The organism is Flavobacterium chungangensis (assembly GCF_042654045.1).
In the GTDB taxonomy this organism is placed as follows: Bacteria; Bacteroidota; Bacteroidia; order Flavobacteriales; family Flavobacteriaceae; genus Flavobacterium; species Flavobacterium chungangensis.
In genome coordinates, this window is record NZ_JBHSFY010000009.1 from 55,861 (window position 1) to 72,418 (window position 16,558).

General features: G+C 32.2%; 12 protein-coding genes and 1 tRNA gene. 9 read left to right on the forward strand and 4 right to left on the reverse strand.

Features of this window, described 5'->3' with window-relative positions:
- Nucleotides 1–113: 113 nt before the first annotated feature.
- Nucleotides 114–4,970, reverse strand: coding sequence for a RecQ family ATP-dependent DNA helicase (locus ACFO3N_RS15235; RefSeq protein WP_379799029.1), 4,857 nt, complete (start codon nucleotides 4,968–4,970; stop codon nucleotides 114–116).
- Nucleotides 4,971–5,454: 484 nt separating this feature from the next.
- Here ACFO3N_RS15235 and ACFO3N_RS15240 point away from each other — a divergent pair, with 484 nt between their 5' ends.
- Nucleotides 5,455–6,843, forward strand: a complete 1,389-nt coding sequence (locus tag ACFO3N_RS15240) for a serine hydrolase (protein ID WP_379799032.1) — start codon at nucleotides 5,455–5,457, stop codon at nucleotides 6,841–6,843.
- Nucleotides 6,844–6,998: 155 nt separating this feature from the next.
- Here ACFO3N_RS15240 and ACFO3N_RS15245 read toward each other — a convergent pair whose 3' ends face one another.
- Nucleotides 6,999–7,409 (reverse strand): XRE family transcriptional regulator, encoded by a 411-nt coding sequence (locus ACFO3N_RS15245; protein ID WP_379799034.1) that lies wholly within the window; start codon nucleotides 7,407–7,409, stop codon nucleotides 6,999–7,001.
- A 394-nt stretch (nucleotides 7,410–7,803) separates the two neighbouring features.
- On the opposite strand from ACFO3N_RS15245, the gene tssD reads away from it, so the two are divergent.
- Genes tssD through ACFO3N_RS15275 form a run of 6 tightly spaced genes read left to right on the forward strand, consistent with a single transcriptional unit; the run spans nucleotide 7,804 to nucleotide 13,431 of the window.
- The gene (tssD, locus tag ACFO3N_RS15250) at nucleotides 7,804–8,202 is read left to right on the forward strand and encodes a type VI secretion system tube protein TssD (RefSeq protein WP_379799036.1); all 399 of its coding nucleotides are present in this window, start codon (nucleotides 7,804–7,806) and stop codon (nucleotides 8,200–8,202) included.
- 12 nt (nucleotides 8,203–8,214) lie between these two features.
- A complete protein-coding gene (locus tag ACFO3N_RS15255; RefSeq protein ID WP_379799038.1) occupies nucleotides 8,215–11,376 on the forward strand; it encodes a phage baseplate assembly protein V in 3,162 nt (1,053 codons plus the stop codon).
- 2 nt (nucleotides 11,377–11,378) lie between these two features.
- Nucleotides 11,379–12,206 carry a hypothetical protein gene (locus ACFO3N_RS15260; RefSeq protein WP_379799040.1) on the forward strand — a complete coding sequence of 276 codons (828 nt, stop codon included), beginning with the start codon at nucleotides 11,379–11,381 and terminating at the stop codon, nucleotides 12,204–12,206.
- A 50-nt stretch (nucleotides 12,207–12,256) separates the two neighbouring features.
- Complete coding sequence (locus ACFO3N_RS15265; RefSeq protein ID WP_095928812.1) at nucleotides 12,257–12,670, forward strand: hypothetical protein; 414 nt, start codon at nucleotides 12,257–12,259, stop codon at nucleotides 12,668–12,670.
- Between the two features lie 24 nt (nucleotides 12,671–12,694).
- Nucleotides 12,695–13,108 (forward strand): hypothetical protein, encoded by a 414-nt coding sequence (locus tag ACFO3N_RS15270; RefSeq protein WP_379799042.1) that lies wholly within the window; start codon nucleotides 12,695–12,697, stop codon nucleotides 13,106–13,108.
- Nucleotides 13,093–13,431, forward strand: a complete 339-nt coding sequence (locus ACFO3N_RS15275; protein WP_095928705.1) for a DUF4280 domain-containing protein — start codon at nucleotides 13,093–13,095, stop codon at nucleotides 13,429–13,431. Before ACFO3N_RS15270 ends, ACFO3N_RS15275 begins: the two co-directional genes overlap by 16 nt.
- Before the next feature lie 27 nt (nucleotides 13,432–13,458).
- On the opposite strand, the gene ACFO3N_RS15280 is transcribed toward ACFO3N_RS15275, so the two are convergent.
- Nucleotides 13,459–13,749: a hypothetical protein gene (locus ACFO3N_RS15280; RefSeq protein ID WP_379799044.1), complete on the reverse strand. Its 291-nt coding sequence runs from the start codon at nucleotides 13,747–13,749 to the stop codon at nucleotides 13,459–13,461.
- Nucleotides 13,750–13,820: 71 nt separating this feature from the next.
- Nucleotides 13,821–13,893 (reverse strand) — tRNA-Met (locus ACFO3N_RS15285).
- Nucleotides 13,894–14,010: 117 nt separating this feature from the next.
- Between ACFO3N_RS15285 and era the strand changes: the two genes are divergently transcribed.
- Complete coding sequence (era, locus tag ACFO3N_RS15290; RefSeq protein ID WP_250833917.1) at nucleotides 14,011–14,892, forward strand: GTPase Era; 882 nt, start codon at nucleotides 14,011–14,013, stop codon at nucleotides 14,890–14,892.
- A 228-nt stretch (nucleotides 14,893–15,120) separates the two neighbouring features.
- On the forward strand, nucleotides 15,121–16,434 hold the full coding sequence (der, locus tag ACFO3N_RS15295) for a ribosome biogenesis GTPase Der (RefSeq protein WP_250833916.1): 1,314 nt from the start codon (nucleotides 15,121–15,123) through the stop codon (nucleotides 16,432–16,434).
- Nucleotides 16,435–16,558 lie beyond the last annotated feature (124 nt).

Sequence of the window (16,558 nt, forward strand, 5' to 3'; positions counted from 1 at the left end):
ATCTGCATCTTAATTCTTTTTGTGAAATCAGGCAATTTGTTTATATGAAAACACTTAAGAATATGAAGACGAAATAGGTTTCGTATTGCAATGAGAAATATAGGGACAAATAGCTAACTTTTACTATGCCTTATACTCTCAAAATAAAGCTCTGGTAAAACTATTTTGATTTCCTGAGAAGTTTCTTCTTTAACCCAATATAATATGAAATTCACGTTTGCACTTTTTAGTTCATAGTTTTTTGATTTCATTATCTCAATTTTCTCAATGAATTGCTTTGAGAATTTCAGTACAGATTGACCACTTGAGTTTAAACATTCATTACCTTCAACATATAGCGTTTCTCCACAGACTAGTTGTGAAATTAAGGTCTGTCTGTTAATAAAGTAGTCTAACCAGATATCTTTGAAAGTGGCATGTATAGCAATTTTATCAGGTGAGGTATAGATTTCAAAATCGTTTATTTGTTCAAGGTTTTCTGCAGAAAGATGATTAAGATAGTTTGCATTTAGGTGAATATTTAAATTGCATTTAGTCCTAGTCATTGCTACGTATAATTGTCGCTTGGCTTCATCTGCAGTTATGTTAAAATTCTCTAGTAAAAGGAATACATTATCAAATTCTTTTCCTTTAGCTTTATGAATGGTCGATACAAAAATTGTTTCGCCATTTTCATTATAAAAATCCTCCAACTTAGATTCACGAATTAAAACCTCTAAGTCAGATTTATATTTTCTACTAGGATTAGTGGTTTCAAAATCTTTGATAATATTCTCGCAAATCTCTAGTTTACTGCTTTTATTGAAAGTATTCTTTAGCTCTATTTTGGCATTATCCCAAATTTCATCACTAATTGTGTAAATATTAGGGCCAGAATCTATTTTATTCAATAAAAATCTAACCTCAACAAGATTATATAAATTAAAACCATCATTAGATTGTATTAGTTTTGCCACAACACCATTTTTTAAAAGAAGTCCAGCAACTTTTATAGCTTCCTCGTTAGTTTTTGTTATTATACACGTAGTTCCAGAAAGGTCTGCGTTAACAACATCCGTTACGAGAGGCGTAATCAGATTGTTGCTTTGGTAATTAATAATTTTGATTTTTCCATTATCAATTTGATTCGCTATAATTGGTGTTTCTTTTAGGCGGTGTTGAATCTGTTGCACAAATTGATTCGAAAATGAAATCAAATTACTTTTACTACGATAATTTTCGATTAATTCATGTTTTATTGCATTGTTGTCATAGATAAACTGTTCCAAATATTTAGAACTCGCACCTCTAAATTCATAAATATTTTGGTCATCGTCTCCCACGGCTATGACCCTCATTCCCTCATTCTGTTCCAATAATACATTTATAAGGGCAAATTCATCTGCATTCATATCTTGGGCTTCGTCGATTACTAAAACAGTTTTAGTGATTTTATTAGCCTCAACATCCCCATTCTTAATTCTTTCAACTGTACTTTTTAAAATATCCGTAGATTTTTCTAACGTGCCAACCTTGCCTAAAAGATCAAAACAGTAAGAATGAAATGTCTTAATTTCAATAAAGTTGGCAGCGTTACCAATTAACTTTAGAAGACGCTTTTTAAATTCAGTAGCAGCTGCTCTTGAAAATGTTAACATCAATAACTGCTCATGTTTCACATCTTCCATTAACAATAGCGAAGCCAGTTTATGGACTAAAACTTTTGTTTTTCCGCTGCCAGGACCAGCAGCAACAACTATATGCTGTGTTTCATTGTCTTTTATAATTTTTAATTGTGTTGGCGATAGTTCTCCAAATAACTGTCTGAATTTTGCAGGAGTAACATTTCGCTTAATCTCGTTTTGTCTCTCACTACCTTTAAAATATTTGTTTAAGAAAGAACTGTAATTAAGCTGGAAATAGTCTTCTACAAACTGAAGTGCATTTTTGTAATCTTCAATCATTCTTTGGGCATATTCGCCCACTATATGAATTTGCTGGACTTTGTTTTCGTAAAATTGGCTGAGCTTTTGGTAATCGTCTTTCGTATATCGTTTTTTATTATCTTGTTCAGTTCGCTCAATAGCTAAACCATTATAAATGACAAGAAAACCACCTTCTATTTTTATTGCTTCAATTCGAGAGAGATAGAATAATGTATCTTCAATATCATCAATGCTTATTTCTATTTTGAAAAGGTTGGCACTATTTTCATAAGCAAACTTTAATTCGTGTACCGAAAACTCCACCAAAATTTCATCTTTATCTAACTGCCCTTTTATCGTTTCTGTGATGGTTTTATTATAAAAGAATTCAATGATAAATGTTGCAAGTTCATGACGCCTTTCGAGCTTATTTTTTAATAGCTCTTTACTTTGAAGGCAGAATATGGCAATATGGTTTTTAGAGTGGTCTAAGTTCTTTCTTTTAATCCAACTTTTAATAGACCAAAAATTAATTATCGTTTTTAGTTTACTGGTGTTTACATCTTGACATCCATAATTTTCAGCATCTTCGTTTAATTCTTTTAAGTGAAAAACACTTTCTTCTTCTTTGAAAACTTGCAGTAAAAAGTTTTCAATTTTACCATATAGTTCTACAATAGAAAGAGAACGGTTTTTATTATCAGTGTTTTTTATAAATGCAGTCAGATCCTTAGAATCGGCAAGGATGTTTTCCTCACGGAACAAGTTTATTATAGTAATTACTTCTTCTTTTATGATACCCAAATGATCACTAATGTAATCTACTCTTGATTCAGGATTTTCATCATTAGCTTGTTTTCTGCTTTTACTTGAAAAGAGTTTTTTTATAATACGAATACCTTGCTTTTTTTGTTCTTCATCAAACTTTTTGGAACTATTTATTTTGCTAATAGCTTCTTCGGCATTTTTAGATAAAATACCATTAGCGAAGACCCTTGGCATATTCTGTCCACGTTTTAAATATCCTGCATCTTCTAAGGCTGCTATAGCTGTGGTTACCCGTGTTTCTATTTCTGCAACGTTATCATCCCAACCTGCTTTACGGGCAATTTCCAATGCAGAATTAGATACTTTAGATGGGAACCTAGTAATGTCTTTTATTGCTTTCCATACCTGCTGAATTTCTTTTATAGAAAGTTTAGTCTGATTAAGAAGAATGAAGTGCTTACTAAGGTCTTCTTCATTAAACAACACAAAACAATCGCCCGAAATATTTTCATCTCGACCTGCTCGTCCAGCTTCTTGAACATAGTTCTCCAGGGAATCTGAAATTTCATAATGAATAACTAAGCCAACATCCTTTTTATCTACTCCCATGCCAAATGCAGAAGTGGCCACCATGATTTGTGTTTCGCCATTTAAAAAAGTATTTTGGTTCTCGGTCTTCTCGTTTTTATCCATTTTCCCATGGTATGGTTTTGCATTAAAACCATCTTTTACTAGTTGCTCGGAAAGTTTATAGGCTTTGAGTGTTCGGGATACATAGATAATTGTTGGGCAGTTTTTCTTCTCAATTAAATCTCTAACAGACAAATATTTTTCTTCTTCATTTTGCTTTTTAAAAACCCTATACTGAAGATTAGTCCTTGACGCTTTGGAAGTGAATACTTCAAGATCCAATGAAAGTTTTTCGATAAAATAATTTCGGATATCTTCAATTACCTTCTGTTTGGCCGTTGCGGTAAAGCAGGATACTGGTATGCTTTCTTCAAGATTTTTATATTCCTGTATTAATTTTATAAAATCGCCAATGTAAAGGTAGTCGACTCTGAAATCTTGTCCCCATGACGAAAAACAGTGGGCTTCATCAATTACAAAACGCGCTACTTTCCTGCCTAAAATTAGTTTTTCGATAGTTTTTGATCGCAACGATTCAGGTGATATATATAAGATTGAAGCAGATCCATTTTCAATTCTTTCAAATGATTTCGCTCTTTCTATCGGATCCAATAATCCGTTAATAGTAACCGCCTCAGTTATTCCATTTTTTTCAAGATTGTCTACCTGATCTTTCATTAACGATTGGAGAGGAGAAATTACAACAGTTAAACCTTTAGTGTTTTCGGCACTCATAAGCGCAGGAACTTGAAATGTAATAGATTTTCCTCCGCCCGTTGGAAAAACAGCCAATACCGATTTGTTATTAATTGCTGCTTTAACAGCTTTCTCCTGAAGTGGTTCTCCGCCATAGGTGCGGTAGGAATCAAAGCCAAAGAATTTTTTTAGTCCTTTGTGAATGTCTAGAGCATTATTGCAATAGCAGCATCCTGTTATACAAGGTCTGCCACGTAGTAATAACATAATGCGTTCCACCTCTGGATAGTTTTTAAGAACCCAAGGAGGAGTAATGGAGTGAACATTTTTATGGATTATAAATGAATGAATAAGTGAAAGGCAATACGCCAATTCAATCGGATATTCAGATATTATTTTGGTTAAATCTGAATGTTCACAAATTTCGTTATGAAACTTTAATCTAATCTGTGCTTCTGTGTCAGAGTTAAATTTCATGTAATTTATAAACTGAAAGAAAGCTCCAAACTCTTTTGTGCGGTTTAAGAGAGAATAAAATATTTCTTTGAGTGTTTCGTCAATTTGCCAAAAAGCTGCAACTTCACTATTGAACAAATTTTGCGCTTTAATAGAATCGTTTAAAGGATTGTTTAGTTCTTCTGTCTGAAGTTTATCGTCCTTTACTAATGAATGGTAAGGTTTTGTTGGAAATAATAAAGGGGACAGATGTAGAGTGTCAATGATGTTTAAAGGATTAATGCCAGCATCACTAATTGTTTTCCCTATGTATTTAATATCATGATTTAAAATGTTATGCCCACAAATATATTCGCTCCCTTTTAGGAACAGAATAAATTCTCCTAAAGAAGCACTATGAAAGCGATTGCCGTCTTCTTTAATTGCACCTATATCAAGAATTTTACCTTTAACCGATTCGATTTCGGTGTCTATAAATGTAATTAACCCGGCATTGTTTTGTTTTTCTATAAGCATTAAACGCAACAAGATTATGTTTTGGTTTCTTATTAAGAAGAAATAGGCAAGTGTTTAAAGGCGAGTATGATATATAGCTAATTTAGTGTTTAATTTCTAAAATCAAAACAATTTTATTACAAGGTTTTTTTGTGTTAAATAAAGAAGGATAAAAATAGCTTTTTTCATTAGTAGCAGGAAGCATTCAAATATCTAATCAGATTATCTGGTATTATTACAATATTTTAGCAGGTGAGTTTTTTTTCTATACTTTTTGTTTGCATAGCCACTCCTATAAGTGCTAAAAAGCATCAATCAAATTTACTGTCTTTTTAACAATTTGCAGTTAAAAAAATATATATTTGAAAGATAAATAATGTATGAAATTTATCATACATAACTACCCAAATTTGGATGACTTTGTGTGGTTTTGTCACACATATAAATAAATTGGTGGCAATTTTGCGAGCCATCTCACCTACAGTAATTAACCAGAAATAAAAAAATGAAATTAACAATTACAATTGGACTTCTTTTAATTGCACATCTTACATTTGGACAAGACCGAATTCAAAAAATCGACAGTTTACTCAATTCTCTTTATTCAAAAGAGAAAATCAATGGAAATGTTCTAATTGCAGAAAAAGGGAAAGTTATTTATAGCCGTAGTTTTGGACTAGCAAATGAAACAACAAAAGAAAAATTGAACGAAAATTCGATTTTTGAATTGGCATCTTGTTCAAAGCAGTTCACAGCTATGGGAATAATGATACTTAAAGAAAAAGGGAAGTTGAATTTGGACGATGACATCACAAAATACTTACCCGAACTTTCTTTTTATAAAGGTGTAACGGTAAAAAACTTATTGAATCATACTGGAGGTCTGCCAGACTACATGCAGCTTATGGATAGTTTATTTGACAAATCTAAAATTGCCACTAACAAAGACATAATTAATATATTTAGTAAACATCAACCCAAAATATTATTTGAGCCAAATACTAAATGGGAATATAGCAATACGGGCTATGCACTATTGGCATCAATAATTGAGAAAGCATCGGGAATGACATACGCTGACTATCTAAACAAGGCTATTTTCCAACCGTTGAAAATGAAAAATACCTTTGCGTACAATCGTAGATTATCGCCAAAGAAAATTGACAATTATACTTTTGGTTATGTTTACTCAGATAGTTTGAAAAAATATGTTTTACCAGACGAATTGGAAGAAACTAAAATTGTTATTTGGCTTGATGGTGTTGTTGGAGATGGAGGAGTTAATTCAACTGTAAACGATTTATTGATTTGGGATAGAGCATTATACACCAATAAATTACTCACAAAAGAGGATATGAAAGCAGTTTTTGAATTAGCAACTTTGAAAGACGGAGCTAAAAGGAATTATGGTTTTGGTTGGGGAATTGAAGAAAATGCTGATTTTGGAAAAATTGCAAACCATGATGGGGGTTGGCCAGGTTATGTAACTTTTATCGATAGACATATTACAAATGATAAAACAATAATAATACTTCAAAATCACAGTAACGTTACAATTCCTTCTAAAGCAATTAGAAGTATTCTGTATAATAAACCATTGCCTGTGCAAAAAATCAGAAAAGAAATTAGTATTACTACTGAAGAACTTCAAAAGTTTGTTGGGACTTATGCAGTTGAAAATGAGTATGAAATCAAAATTTCATTAGATAAAGACCAGCTATTTTCACAATTGACAGGACAAGATGCGTTCCGAATATTTGTAGAAAGTGAAATGTTATTTTTCTATAAAGTAGTAGATGCACAAATTCAGTTTGAAAAGAACGAAAAAGGAGAAATTTCAAATTTGTTTTTATTACAGAATGGAAAAAAGATCGAGGCAAAACGGACGAAATAAAAATTGCTACATGTTGGTGCGAGCGTCTCGCTCGTGAACGTAACAGGACTAGACAAAGAGGGATTTAATGATAGTGATAAAAATAAAAAAGCTTCAGAGAAATCTGAAGCTTTTTTATTATAACTGTGGTATCTATATTTAAATTAATATATGCTTTATTTGTTGATTAACTTTTCAAGCCTTGCCATCATTTCATCTTTCTCTTTCAGCATGCGCTCATATAAGGCAATTTTTTCGTCGTGTAGTTTTTTTAATTCGTCCAATGGATTGATATTGAATACAGGTTTAGCATTTCCGATATAAGCATCTTTTTCAATATTAAACGTATTGGAAATAATATTTACAGCCTGTTCTTCATCAAAGTTTTGAAAAGCTTCGACAGGAATTTTTAATACTGTAGAAATTTGTCTAAGTATATTATCTTCAATTACATCTTTCTGTTCCAATAAAGAGATTTTCTTTTGATTCCAATCTTCTCCCAGATCATAAGCCAGTGCTTCCTGCTTTATGTTAAGCATTTCTCTAAAACGTTTTACGTTTCTTCCCTGATGTATTTTCTGTTCCATAATAAGTTTTGATTTTCCAAAAGCTCAAAGATAAAGCCATTCGGATTAAAGACTGAATTTCAAAGATAAAAAAATATCTTTAAATATTCTTTTTGTCAGATATTATATCTGTTTTTAAATAAATTATCCATGTTCTGAGGAGTTTTTTTGAATTGAGGTAGCAACTTTACAAAAAAGTTATATGTAATAAAAAAAGCTTCAGAGCAATCGGAAGTTTTTTTTGTTATTAAGAATTATTTTAAAAAAAAGAATATTTTTCTTACAATCTAATAAAAATTTATATATTAGCAATATATTTAAATGTAATATTTTTATTACTTAAATACCACTTCTCATTATTGATTAAAGTTAGAAATATTATTTCATGACAGCTTAAATCAATACCTATATAAATATGAGTTTTTTAGCAAAGCTAGAATTAGACAATGAAACATTTAATGTTTTAGAGTTTGAGATCCATTTTACCCAACAGACAGACAGTAATGGCAAACCGGCAAGTAAGACAAAAGGAGGCCATATCAAATTAGTTGTAGAAAGCACACAAACCGATTTGTTTTCGGACTGGATGGTTTCTAAAACCAGCGTAAAAGACGGCAAGATTATTTTTTATCGCAGAGATGCTATGAGCACCATGAAAAATGTTGCCTTTAAAAAAGCCTACTGCATTTCTTTCAGAAAAAAGTTTCAGAGTGAGGGAGCTTCCCCTATGACAACTGAAATTCTGCTTACTTCGAATGAAGTTAAAATTGGCAATACCACATTTGAGAGCAATTGGAAAACAGATAACCTTTAATCCAGCTGTACCATGGCTTTACAAACTATTACCACAATAAAAATTGGACAGACTGTAATCACCAATTTTACCAGCTTAAAAGTCGTGCAGAAAATTCACGACCACCATACTTTTTCTCTAGAAGTGCGACAGGATTTCTTAGTAGAAGAGTTTAAGAGTATTATGCCTGTTTCTCAGCAGTTATATGGCGAGAGAATAAGCATTGAGATAAAACCTATTGATGGGCTTAATGACCCGCTCATTCTTGCAGACCCTAAAAATTATGTCATGCAGTTTTATGGCATAGTTGCAGGCGTCAGCATGAAAAAATCTTGCATTGACGATATCGAAGAAAGTTTTTTGATAGAAGGATACAGTACTTCTTTTCTGCTGGAAAACGCACCAGAATCTAACTCCTTTACAGCAATGACGCTGAGTGATATTGTTGGCAGAGTAAAAACGGGCTACAATATTGATATGCAGATAAGACCTTTTCATGATGCAATTATCCCATATACAGTACAATATAACGAAAGCTGTTTTGCTTTTTTAAACCGTTTGGCAATGCGCTACGGGCAATATTTTTATGATAACGGCAGAGTCTTAATTTTTGGAGATTCTGCAGATGTCATCCAGCCGCACCTGATTTACGGCGTAAATATGCATGAGTTTAGGTACAGCATTAAACTAATGCCTACTTCCTTTACCGTTGTAGAAAATGACAATCGCGATGGCAGCTACAGTACAGATAATACAATAAATTACCGAAAAGAGCTTGATGGCTTCCATCAAAATTTCATCAATAAGTCTAACGCTGTTTACAGTAAAAAAACGGTAATGCAGCTCAATCAAAATGCTGTTAACGGGCAGGGAAGCAGCACAAGTAAAGTATATACACAGAATAAAATGCGTGCTGTATTAAACGGTTTGATGGAGATTATCGCATCAAGCGAAGTGCCAGGCGTTACGGTTGGAAATAACGTTAGAGTAAGCGGAGTAGACAAACAGCATGAAAGCTTTTATCGCGTAACCGAAATTGTACATTCCTGTGACGATGGCGGCGGTTATGAGAATCATTTTAAGGCAGTAAATACCAGCGACTCGGTGTTTTCGCCTAAAACAAATCCTGATTTAATACCTATTTGCGGCAGCCAGACCGCGGTGGTTATCGCCAACGCAGACCCCGACGGACTTAGTGCCGTAAAAGTGCAGATGCCATGGCAGAAATTAAAAGGAGAATCAACGCCCTACATTCCCTTAGTGCAGGAATACAGCGGAAACGGCAGAGGCAGGCATATTCTGCCCGAAGTAGGCGATATGGTATTTGTAGATTTTCAAGGCAATAATGCCGAATTGCCAATTGTAGTGGGAACTATGACCAGCCGAAAAGAAAAAAGCGGGTATGGTACAGAAAATAATGATATTAAGGCGCTCCATACCAGAAGCAACAATCTTTTATTGATGAACGATGCTCAAGGAAGCGTATTATTGCAGGACTCTGCAAAAAGCTTTTTACAATTTGACGGCAAGCGCAAAATAGAATTAAACACAGATATTTTTGAAATCAATGTAAAAAGGCTAATTATAAACGCATCACAGAGCACGGAAATTACTACAAACGATTATGTGCTCAATGCCTTAACCCGTATTTATATTTTAAGCAAAACCATGCAGCAGAAAATATCTGGATTTATGAACCTGTTTAGCGGTACAGCACTTATAAACAGCAATGACAAAATAGATATTGAAGCAAAAGTAACTAAACTGCATGGTAAAGAAAAGGCTCTTTTACATTCAGATAAAGAAGCGGTTGTAAACAGTACAGGAACCGCAAAAATGCATGGTAAAGAAGGAAACAGTCTTACTAACACAGCAAAGACGATGGACACATCACCAACAGATTCTATAGCGTTGGCGGTTGTTTATTTTAGACCGCTCTCTTCATGGAATGGAGAATTTGGATTTGACTGGCTTAGAGAAGATGATAATGGATTGGCAGACCCAAATGATCCTGCTTACGCTGGTATTATAGATGGGGGATATAGGGATGGTTTGAGCGATTATACACCTGGAGCTAATGGCACGGCTTATGCACATTTAAAAACCGAATATGAAAATATTACTATTACAAGAAAACCGATGCCTGCTGGTGCTCCTGCCCCCGCAATTATACCATCTTCAGATTATTACGTTCCTTATTTAACATTGTTTTCTGAAGAGTTTGTAAATTTAATGCCCTCATCGATAGTTAACAAACCAAAATATGAAGCAGAGTTAAAAGTATTAGTTGAGATCGAGGAAGAAATCGAAAAATTAGAATTTTATTATGACAATACGTTATTTGCTATTGATAAAATAACACTTCAAGATAAGATTAAAACAACTGGACTAGTGAACTCTGCTGATGGCACTGTAAAAATTAAATGTCTTAAAGATTTGACAAGCGATAAAGAAATTAGAATTTATGCTTATCCCAAAGGAAGTGCCACAAAAACACCTGCACAACAGCTTATGGAAAGAAAACTAGCAGGGAAGATAGTGGTACTTAAAAATGATAGCACTGTTAGAAGAGAAGAAAAAATTGTATTGTCAGCGGTTAAATCTAATTCTGATGGATTAGGTGTTATTACTGGAAGTTTTATTCCATCTGAAATAATAAATTTTTATAATACACTCTACCAAGCCTTAATAGTTCCGATAATTATAGAAGAAAAAATTAATATTTTGGACTTGTCTTCTAATGCTGATTTTAAACCTGGCGGTTTATATATTAATGCATATAATCGTTTAAATATGATAAATTTAAGTACGGGCGATACAATAAAGCCAATGTTTCAAGAAATGAGAAATCTATTTCTAAACGATCCAGCTAATGCGATGTATAAAGTAGAAAATTATTATACCATTTTTAGTTCTTTAATGACTGCAAACTATACTACAGCAATTGGTTGCGTTGAGGATATAGGGGTACGCAATGCAATTATGCTTTTAGGAAGAAGAATTACAACCTTGCCACATGAGGCAGTGCATGGTTTAGGCTTAAATCACACTCATAAAGATTCAAGTCCTATAACAGAAACAACTAGAAAGTATACCTTTAATGTAAGAACGACTACGAATGTTATTAGCTATGCACCTATAAGAACTACATTATGGCGATGGCAATGGCAAATTATTAATTCAAATATTGCTTAAAAATGAAACATTTATTTATAATACTTCTTTTAATTACACAAAATAGCTGCAGCAGTCAAAAAGAATTAAAAAATAATTCAAAAAAAACAGATTCTATGAAAACTTTTGATATAAATACGTACAAAGATTGGGAAATTGATACTTATTATTCACAATCAGAGAATGATAAATTTTTAAAAAAAGGAAATGATAGGATTAGAATAATTAATTATAATGGAACTATTCAAGTAGAAAAAAATGATATTACAACTCCATATAAATATTATTACTTATATGATTCAAATACTAAATTATTAAAATCATTTGGTGTTAGATATTTGCTACTCGGAATTGGTAAATGGAGATATTATGATGAAACTGGTAAATTAATAAAGGAAATAGATACAGATCTGCCCTATAAATTTTCAATTTCTAACCTAATCGAAAAATTTAAAATTGAATATAGTCTAGATTTAGAAGATTCTAAGACTGTTTTTCGCTTTAATAGATATCTGGAAAAAGAATATCTAAACATTCCAATTTATGAAATAGGAATAGATAGAGGAACTATTTCAAATATAATAGAGTTTTATTTGGTAGATGGAAATAATGGCAAAACTTTATATTCAATTAAAATAGCTGAAGGTGAAATTAAAAGCCCTCTTAATGAGTATATAAAACAGATTAAGAAAGAAGAAGGAGAGAATAATACATATTACAAAACCTACAAAGGCAAAAATTACACCAAAAAAGAATGGGAAATTTTTGAAGAAGAGTGGCATAAAAATTATGAGGAAAATAAAAACAAAGGTTTTTGGGATGATATATTTAAAAGGCCTGGGAAGGAATAATGAAGTCAATAAATAAAATAAGAAGTGTAATTTACAAACACACAAAAAAGATGAAAAATTTAATTTTTTTAATACTATTGATTTGTGCTTTTTTGGTTTCTTTTAAAACAAAAAATTCAAGAAACAGCCAAAGTTCTTTTGATTATTATTTTGCAAATTCTAAAAATAGATGGAGTGATAAAGAAAAATTTGGTAAATGGATTGAAAAGCAAGATACGGTAATTTTTACTTTAGGCTATTTCAGAGGAGATTGTTGTGGTAGTATTCCTGAACCCAAAAATATGTTTGCCGAAATAGTTAATGATACTATTTATTATGATTATAGAAATGAAATAGATCCTGATTGTGATAGTAGTATTGGAATTTGCGGTGCCGTAATTGATTTTGTGATAAATAAAAATAAGTATCCTAATTATAAAAAATTTATATGGAAGTACAGAAAAAAGCCTCAAAAGGATTATTGAATTAAATATTAATAAAGATAACTCATGAATAATATTTTTATTGCCTTGTTGTTTGCTAGTTTTATCATGAAAGGGCAAAATATTAGAGGGAAATTTTTTGTTGCTCAAACAGGTATTGCTTGTAAGGAATATTCAGGCGGCGGTGGATGTGAAATGAGATATTACTGTTATTTAGAATTTCAAAAAAAATATGTTAATGTATTTTATAGGACTATTTATAGATGTTCTCCAAAAGAAATGGAGTCAACTTATGATAGCTCTCCTTCTGAAATAAAAAAATATATGTGGAAAAAAGAAGGCAGAACAATATCAATTAACGGATTTACAGATTATGATGTGTTAAAAATAGAATCAGGTAAATTGATTGGCACAAAAAAGATAAATTATCAGCAAAATGAAATAATAGAATTTAAAGAAGAGCCATGCCAGAAAAAATAACAGAGTCAGCAATTCTAATCTGCAATAAAGGAGCAAAACCCAGCAAACTAAAAGTAACAAGTCAGGATTTTTGCATGGCAGAGAGCAAATTAATTGCTACAGAAAATGATAAACAGGCTGAAACTAATATTCCTAACTTTAGTGCTTGCAGTATTACGAGAAGCCAATGCAATCCTGCTGTAATTAAATGGGAGAATACAGCAGAAAAAGATACAATTAATAATTATAAAATTCTTACAGATAAATCTACTTGTCAATGTAGTATCGGCGGTAAAATTTCAGTTCAATTTAAAGGATATAGTGAAAAACATAATCTTGATTGAAAAGAAAAGTTTTATATGAGAAAAAAACTAGATTTTAATATGCGAAGCTTTAAAATAAATTGAATAAACTACGCATATTGAGAATGCTATTAAACCAATATATAATCCATTAGTAGAACCGTTAAATTTTATAATCCATATATCTAAGAAAAGACCTAATCCTATTAAATTATAAAGAAAAGAAAGTGAATTAACCATTCCTTTATGAAATGTTTTACCAAATTCAGAATTGTAAAATTGTAAAATGTGTTTTGAAAGGTCTTTTCGATTAGAATAAATGCCAAAGAACATTGCAATTAAAAGGTTTAAAAATTCCATAAAATAATTGGTTTTTGATTTTAAGCAAAAAAAAAAACACCACTTGTAATAAGTGGTGTTTTTTACTTTAGTAGCGGGAACAGGACTCGAACCTGTGACCTTCGGGTTATGAGCCCGACGAGCTGCCTACTGCTCTATCCCGCGATGTTTCGGGTGCAAAGATACGTCGATTTTTGAGAAATCCAACGAAAACTTTAAAAAATGTTTTATTTTCTGTATTGAGTTGATATGACTACCTTTGCAAAATAAATAAAGCAAAAAATGTCACATAAAGCAGGTTTCGTAAATATTATCGGAAATCCAAATGTTGGAAAATCAACATTGATGAACGCTTTCGTTGGAGAACGATTGTCGATCATTACATCAAAAGCACAAACTACACGTCATAGAATTCTAGGAATCGTAAACGGAGAAGACTTTCAGTTAGTTTTGTCTGATACTCCTGGAATCATCAAACCGGCATACGAAATGCAGGAATCGATGATGAACTTCGTAAAATCGGCTTTTGAAGATGCAGACATTTTAATCTACATGGTCGAAATAGGCGAGCAGGACCTGAAAGACGAAGCTTTCTTTAATAAAATCATTCATGCCAAAATTCCGGTTTTATTACTTTTAAATAAAATTGACAATTCCAATCAAGAACAATTAGAAGAGCAGGTTTCTTTCTGGAAAGAAAAAGTGCCAAATGCAGAAATTTTCCCAATTTCGGCTTTGCAAAACTTCAACGTACCAGAAGTTTTCGGAAGAATTATCGAATTATTGCCAGAATCTCCGGCTTATTATCCAAAAGATCAGTTAACAGACAAACCAGAACGTTTCTTTGTTAACGAAACCATTCGTGAGAAAATCTTATTGAACTACAGTAAAGAAATTCCATACGCGGTTGAAATCGTAACAGAAGAATTTTTTGAAGATGAAAAAATCATCAGAATCCGTTCGATTATTATGGTAGAACGTGAAACTCAAAAAGGAATTATTATCGGACATAAAGGTGCCGCTTTAAAAAAAGTAGGAACCGATGCTCGCGCCGATTTAGAGAAATTCTTCGGAAAACAAATTCACATTGAACTAGTCGTAAAAGTGAACAAAAATTGGAGAAGCAATGCCAATATGCTGAAACGTTTCGGATATAATCAATAGTTTATAATTGTTTCAAGTTTCAAGTTAAACGTCAGGTATAAAACTTGGCACTTGAAACTTGAAACAAAAAATAATAAAATCTTAGGTACTTAGAATCTTAGCGTCTTAGCAACTTTTTTTAACTACCTTTGCAAAAAATTTAAATAAGGCATTTTGGATTACAAGTAATTAGGTTTTTAGGAAGCTAAGAATCTGAAATCTAAAGTCTAAAATCTAAAAATCAATAAAATGAGTAATAACATTGTTGCGATAGTAGGAAGACCTAATGTAGGGAAATCGACCCTTTTTAATAGGCTGATACAAAGAAGAGAAGCTATTGTAGATTCAGTATCTGGGGTTACCCGCGATAGAAACTATGGTAAAAGCGAGTGGAACGGAAAAGAGTTTTCTGTCATTGATACCGGTGGATACGTTCGCGGAAGCGATGACGTATTTGAAGGTGAAATCCGTAAGCAGGTAGAACTTGCTATCGACGAAGCCGATGTTATTATTTTTGTGGTTGATGTTGAAGAAGGAATTACGCCAATGGATGAAACTGTTGCAAAATTACTTCGTAAAGTAACAAAACCAGTTTTATTGGCTGTAAATAAGGTTGATAATGCTATGCGCGAAAAAGACGCGGTAGAGTTTTACAATCTTGGTTTAGGTGAATATTATACATTCGCAAGTATTTCTGGAAGTGGAACAGGAGATTTATTGGATGCTTTAATTGATGCTTTCCCAGAAAAACCAGAACCAGAAACACCAGAAGTTGAATTGCCACGTTTTGCAGTTGTAGGACGTCCAAATGCTGGAAAATCTAGTTTTATCAATGCTTTGATTGGTAAAGACCGTTATATTGTTACCGATATTGCTGGAACAACTCGTGATGCAATTGATACAAAATTTGACCGTTTTGGTTTCGAATTTAATTTGGTTGATACTGCAGGTATTCGTCGTAAAGCAAAAGTAAAAGAAGATTTAGAGTTTTATTCTGTAATGCGTTCTGTACGTGCAATTGAGCATGCAGATATCTGTATTTTGGTTATCGATGCAACTCGCGGATTTGAAGGTCAAGATCAGAGTATTTTCTGGTTGGCTGAGAAAAACCGTAAAGGGGTTGTAATCTTGGTAAACAAATGGGACTTGGTAGAAAAAGATACGATGTCTACTCGCGATTACGAAGAGAAAATCAAAAAAGAATTGATGCCTTTTACAGATGTGCCAATTTTATTCGTTTCTGCTTTAACAAAACAGCGTTTATTAAAAGCATTGGAAGCAACAGTTCAAGTTTTCGAAAACAGAAAACAAAGAATTGCAACTTCAAAATTCAACGAGTACATGTTGAAGGTTATTGAGGCTTATCCGCCGCCAGCAACAAAAGGAAAATATGTAAAGATTAAATATTGTATGCAGTTGCCAACACAAACACCTCAGTTTGTATTTTTTGCCAATATGCCGCAATATGTTAAAGAGCCATATAAAAGATATCTCGAAAATAAAATTAGAGAAAAATGGGATTTTGCAGGAGTTCCGATCGATATTTATATTAGAGAAAAATAAAAAAAGAATCCCCTTGAATTAGGGGATTTTTTTATGTTTGGTATCTAGATAATTAAAAGATCAATTTTTTATTGGCATTATATTTGGATAAATGTAAAAAATACAATTAAACCTTTTGCGTTTT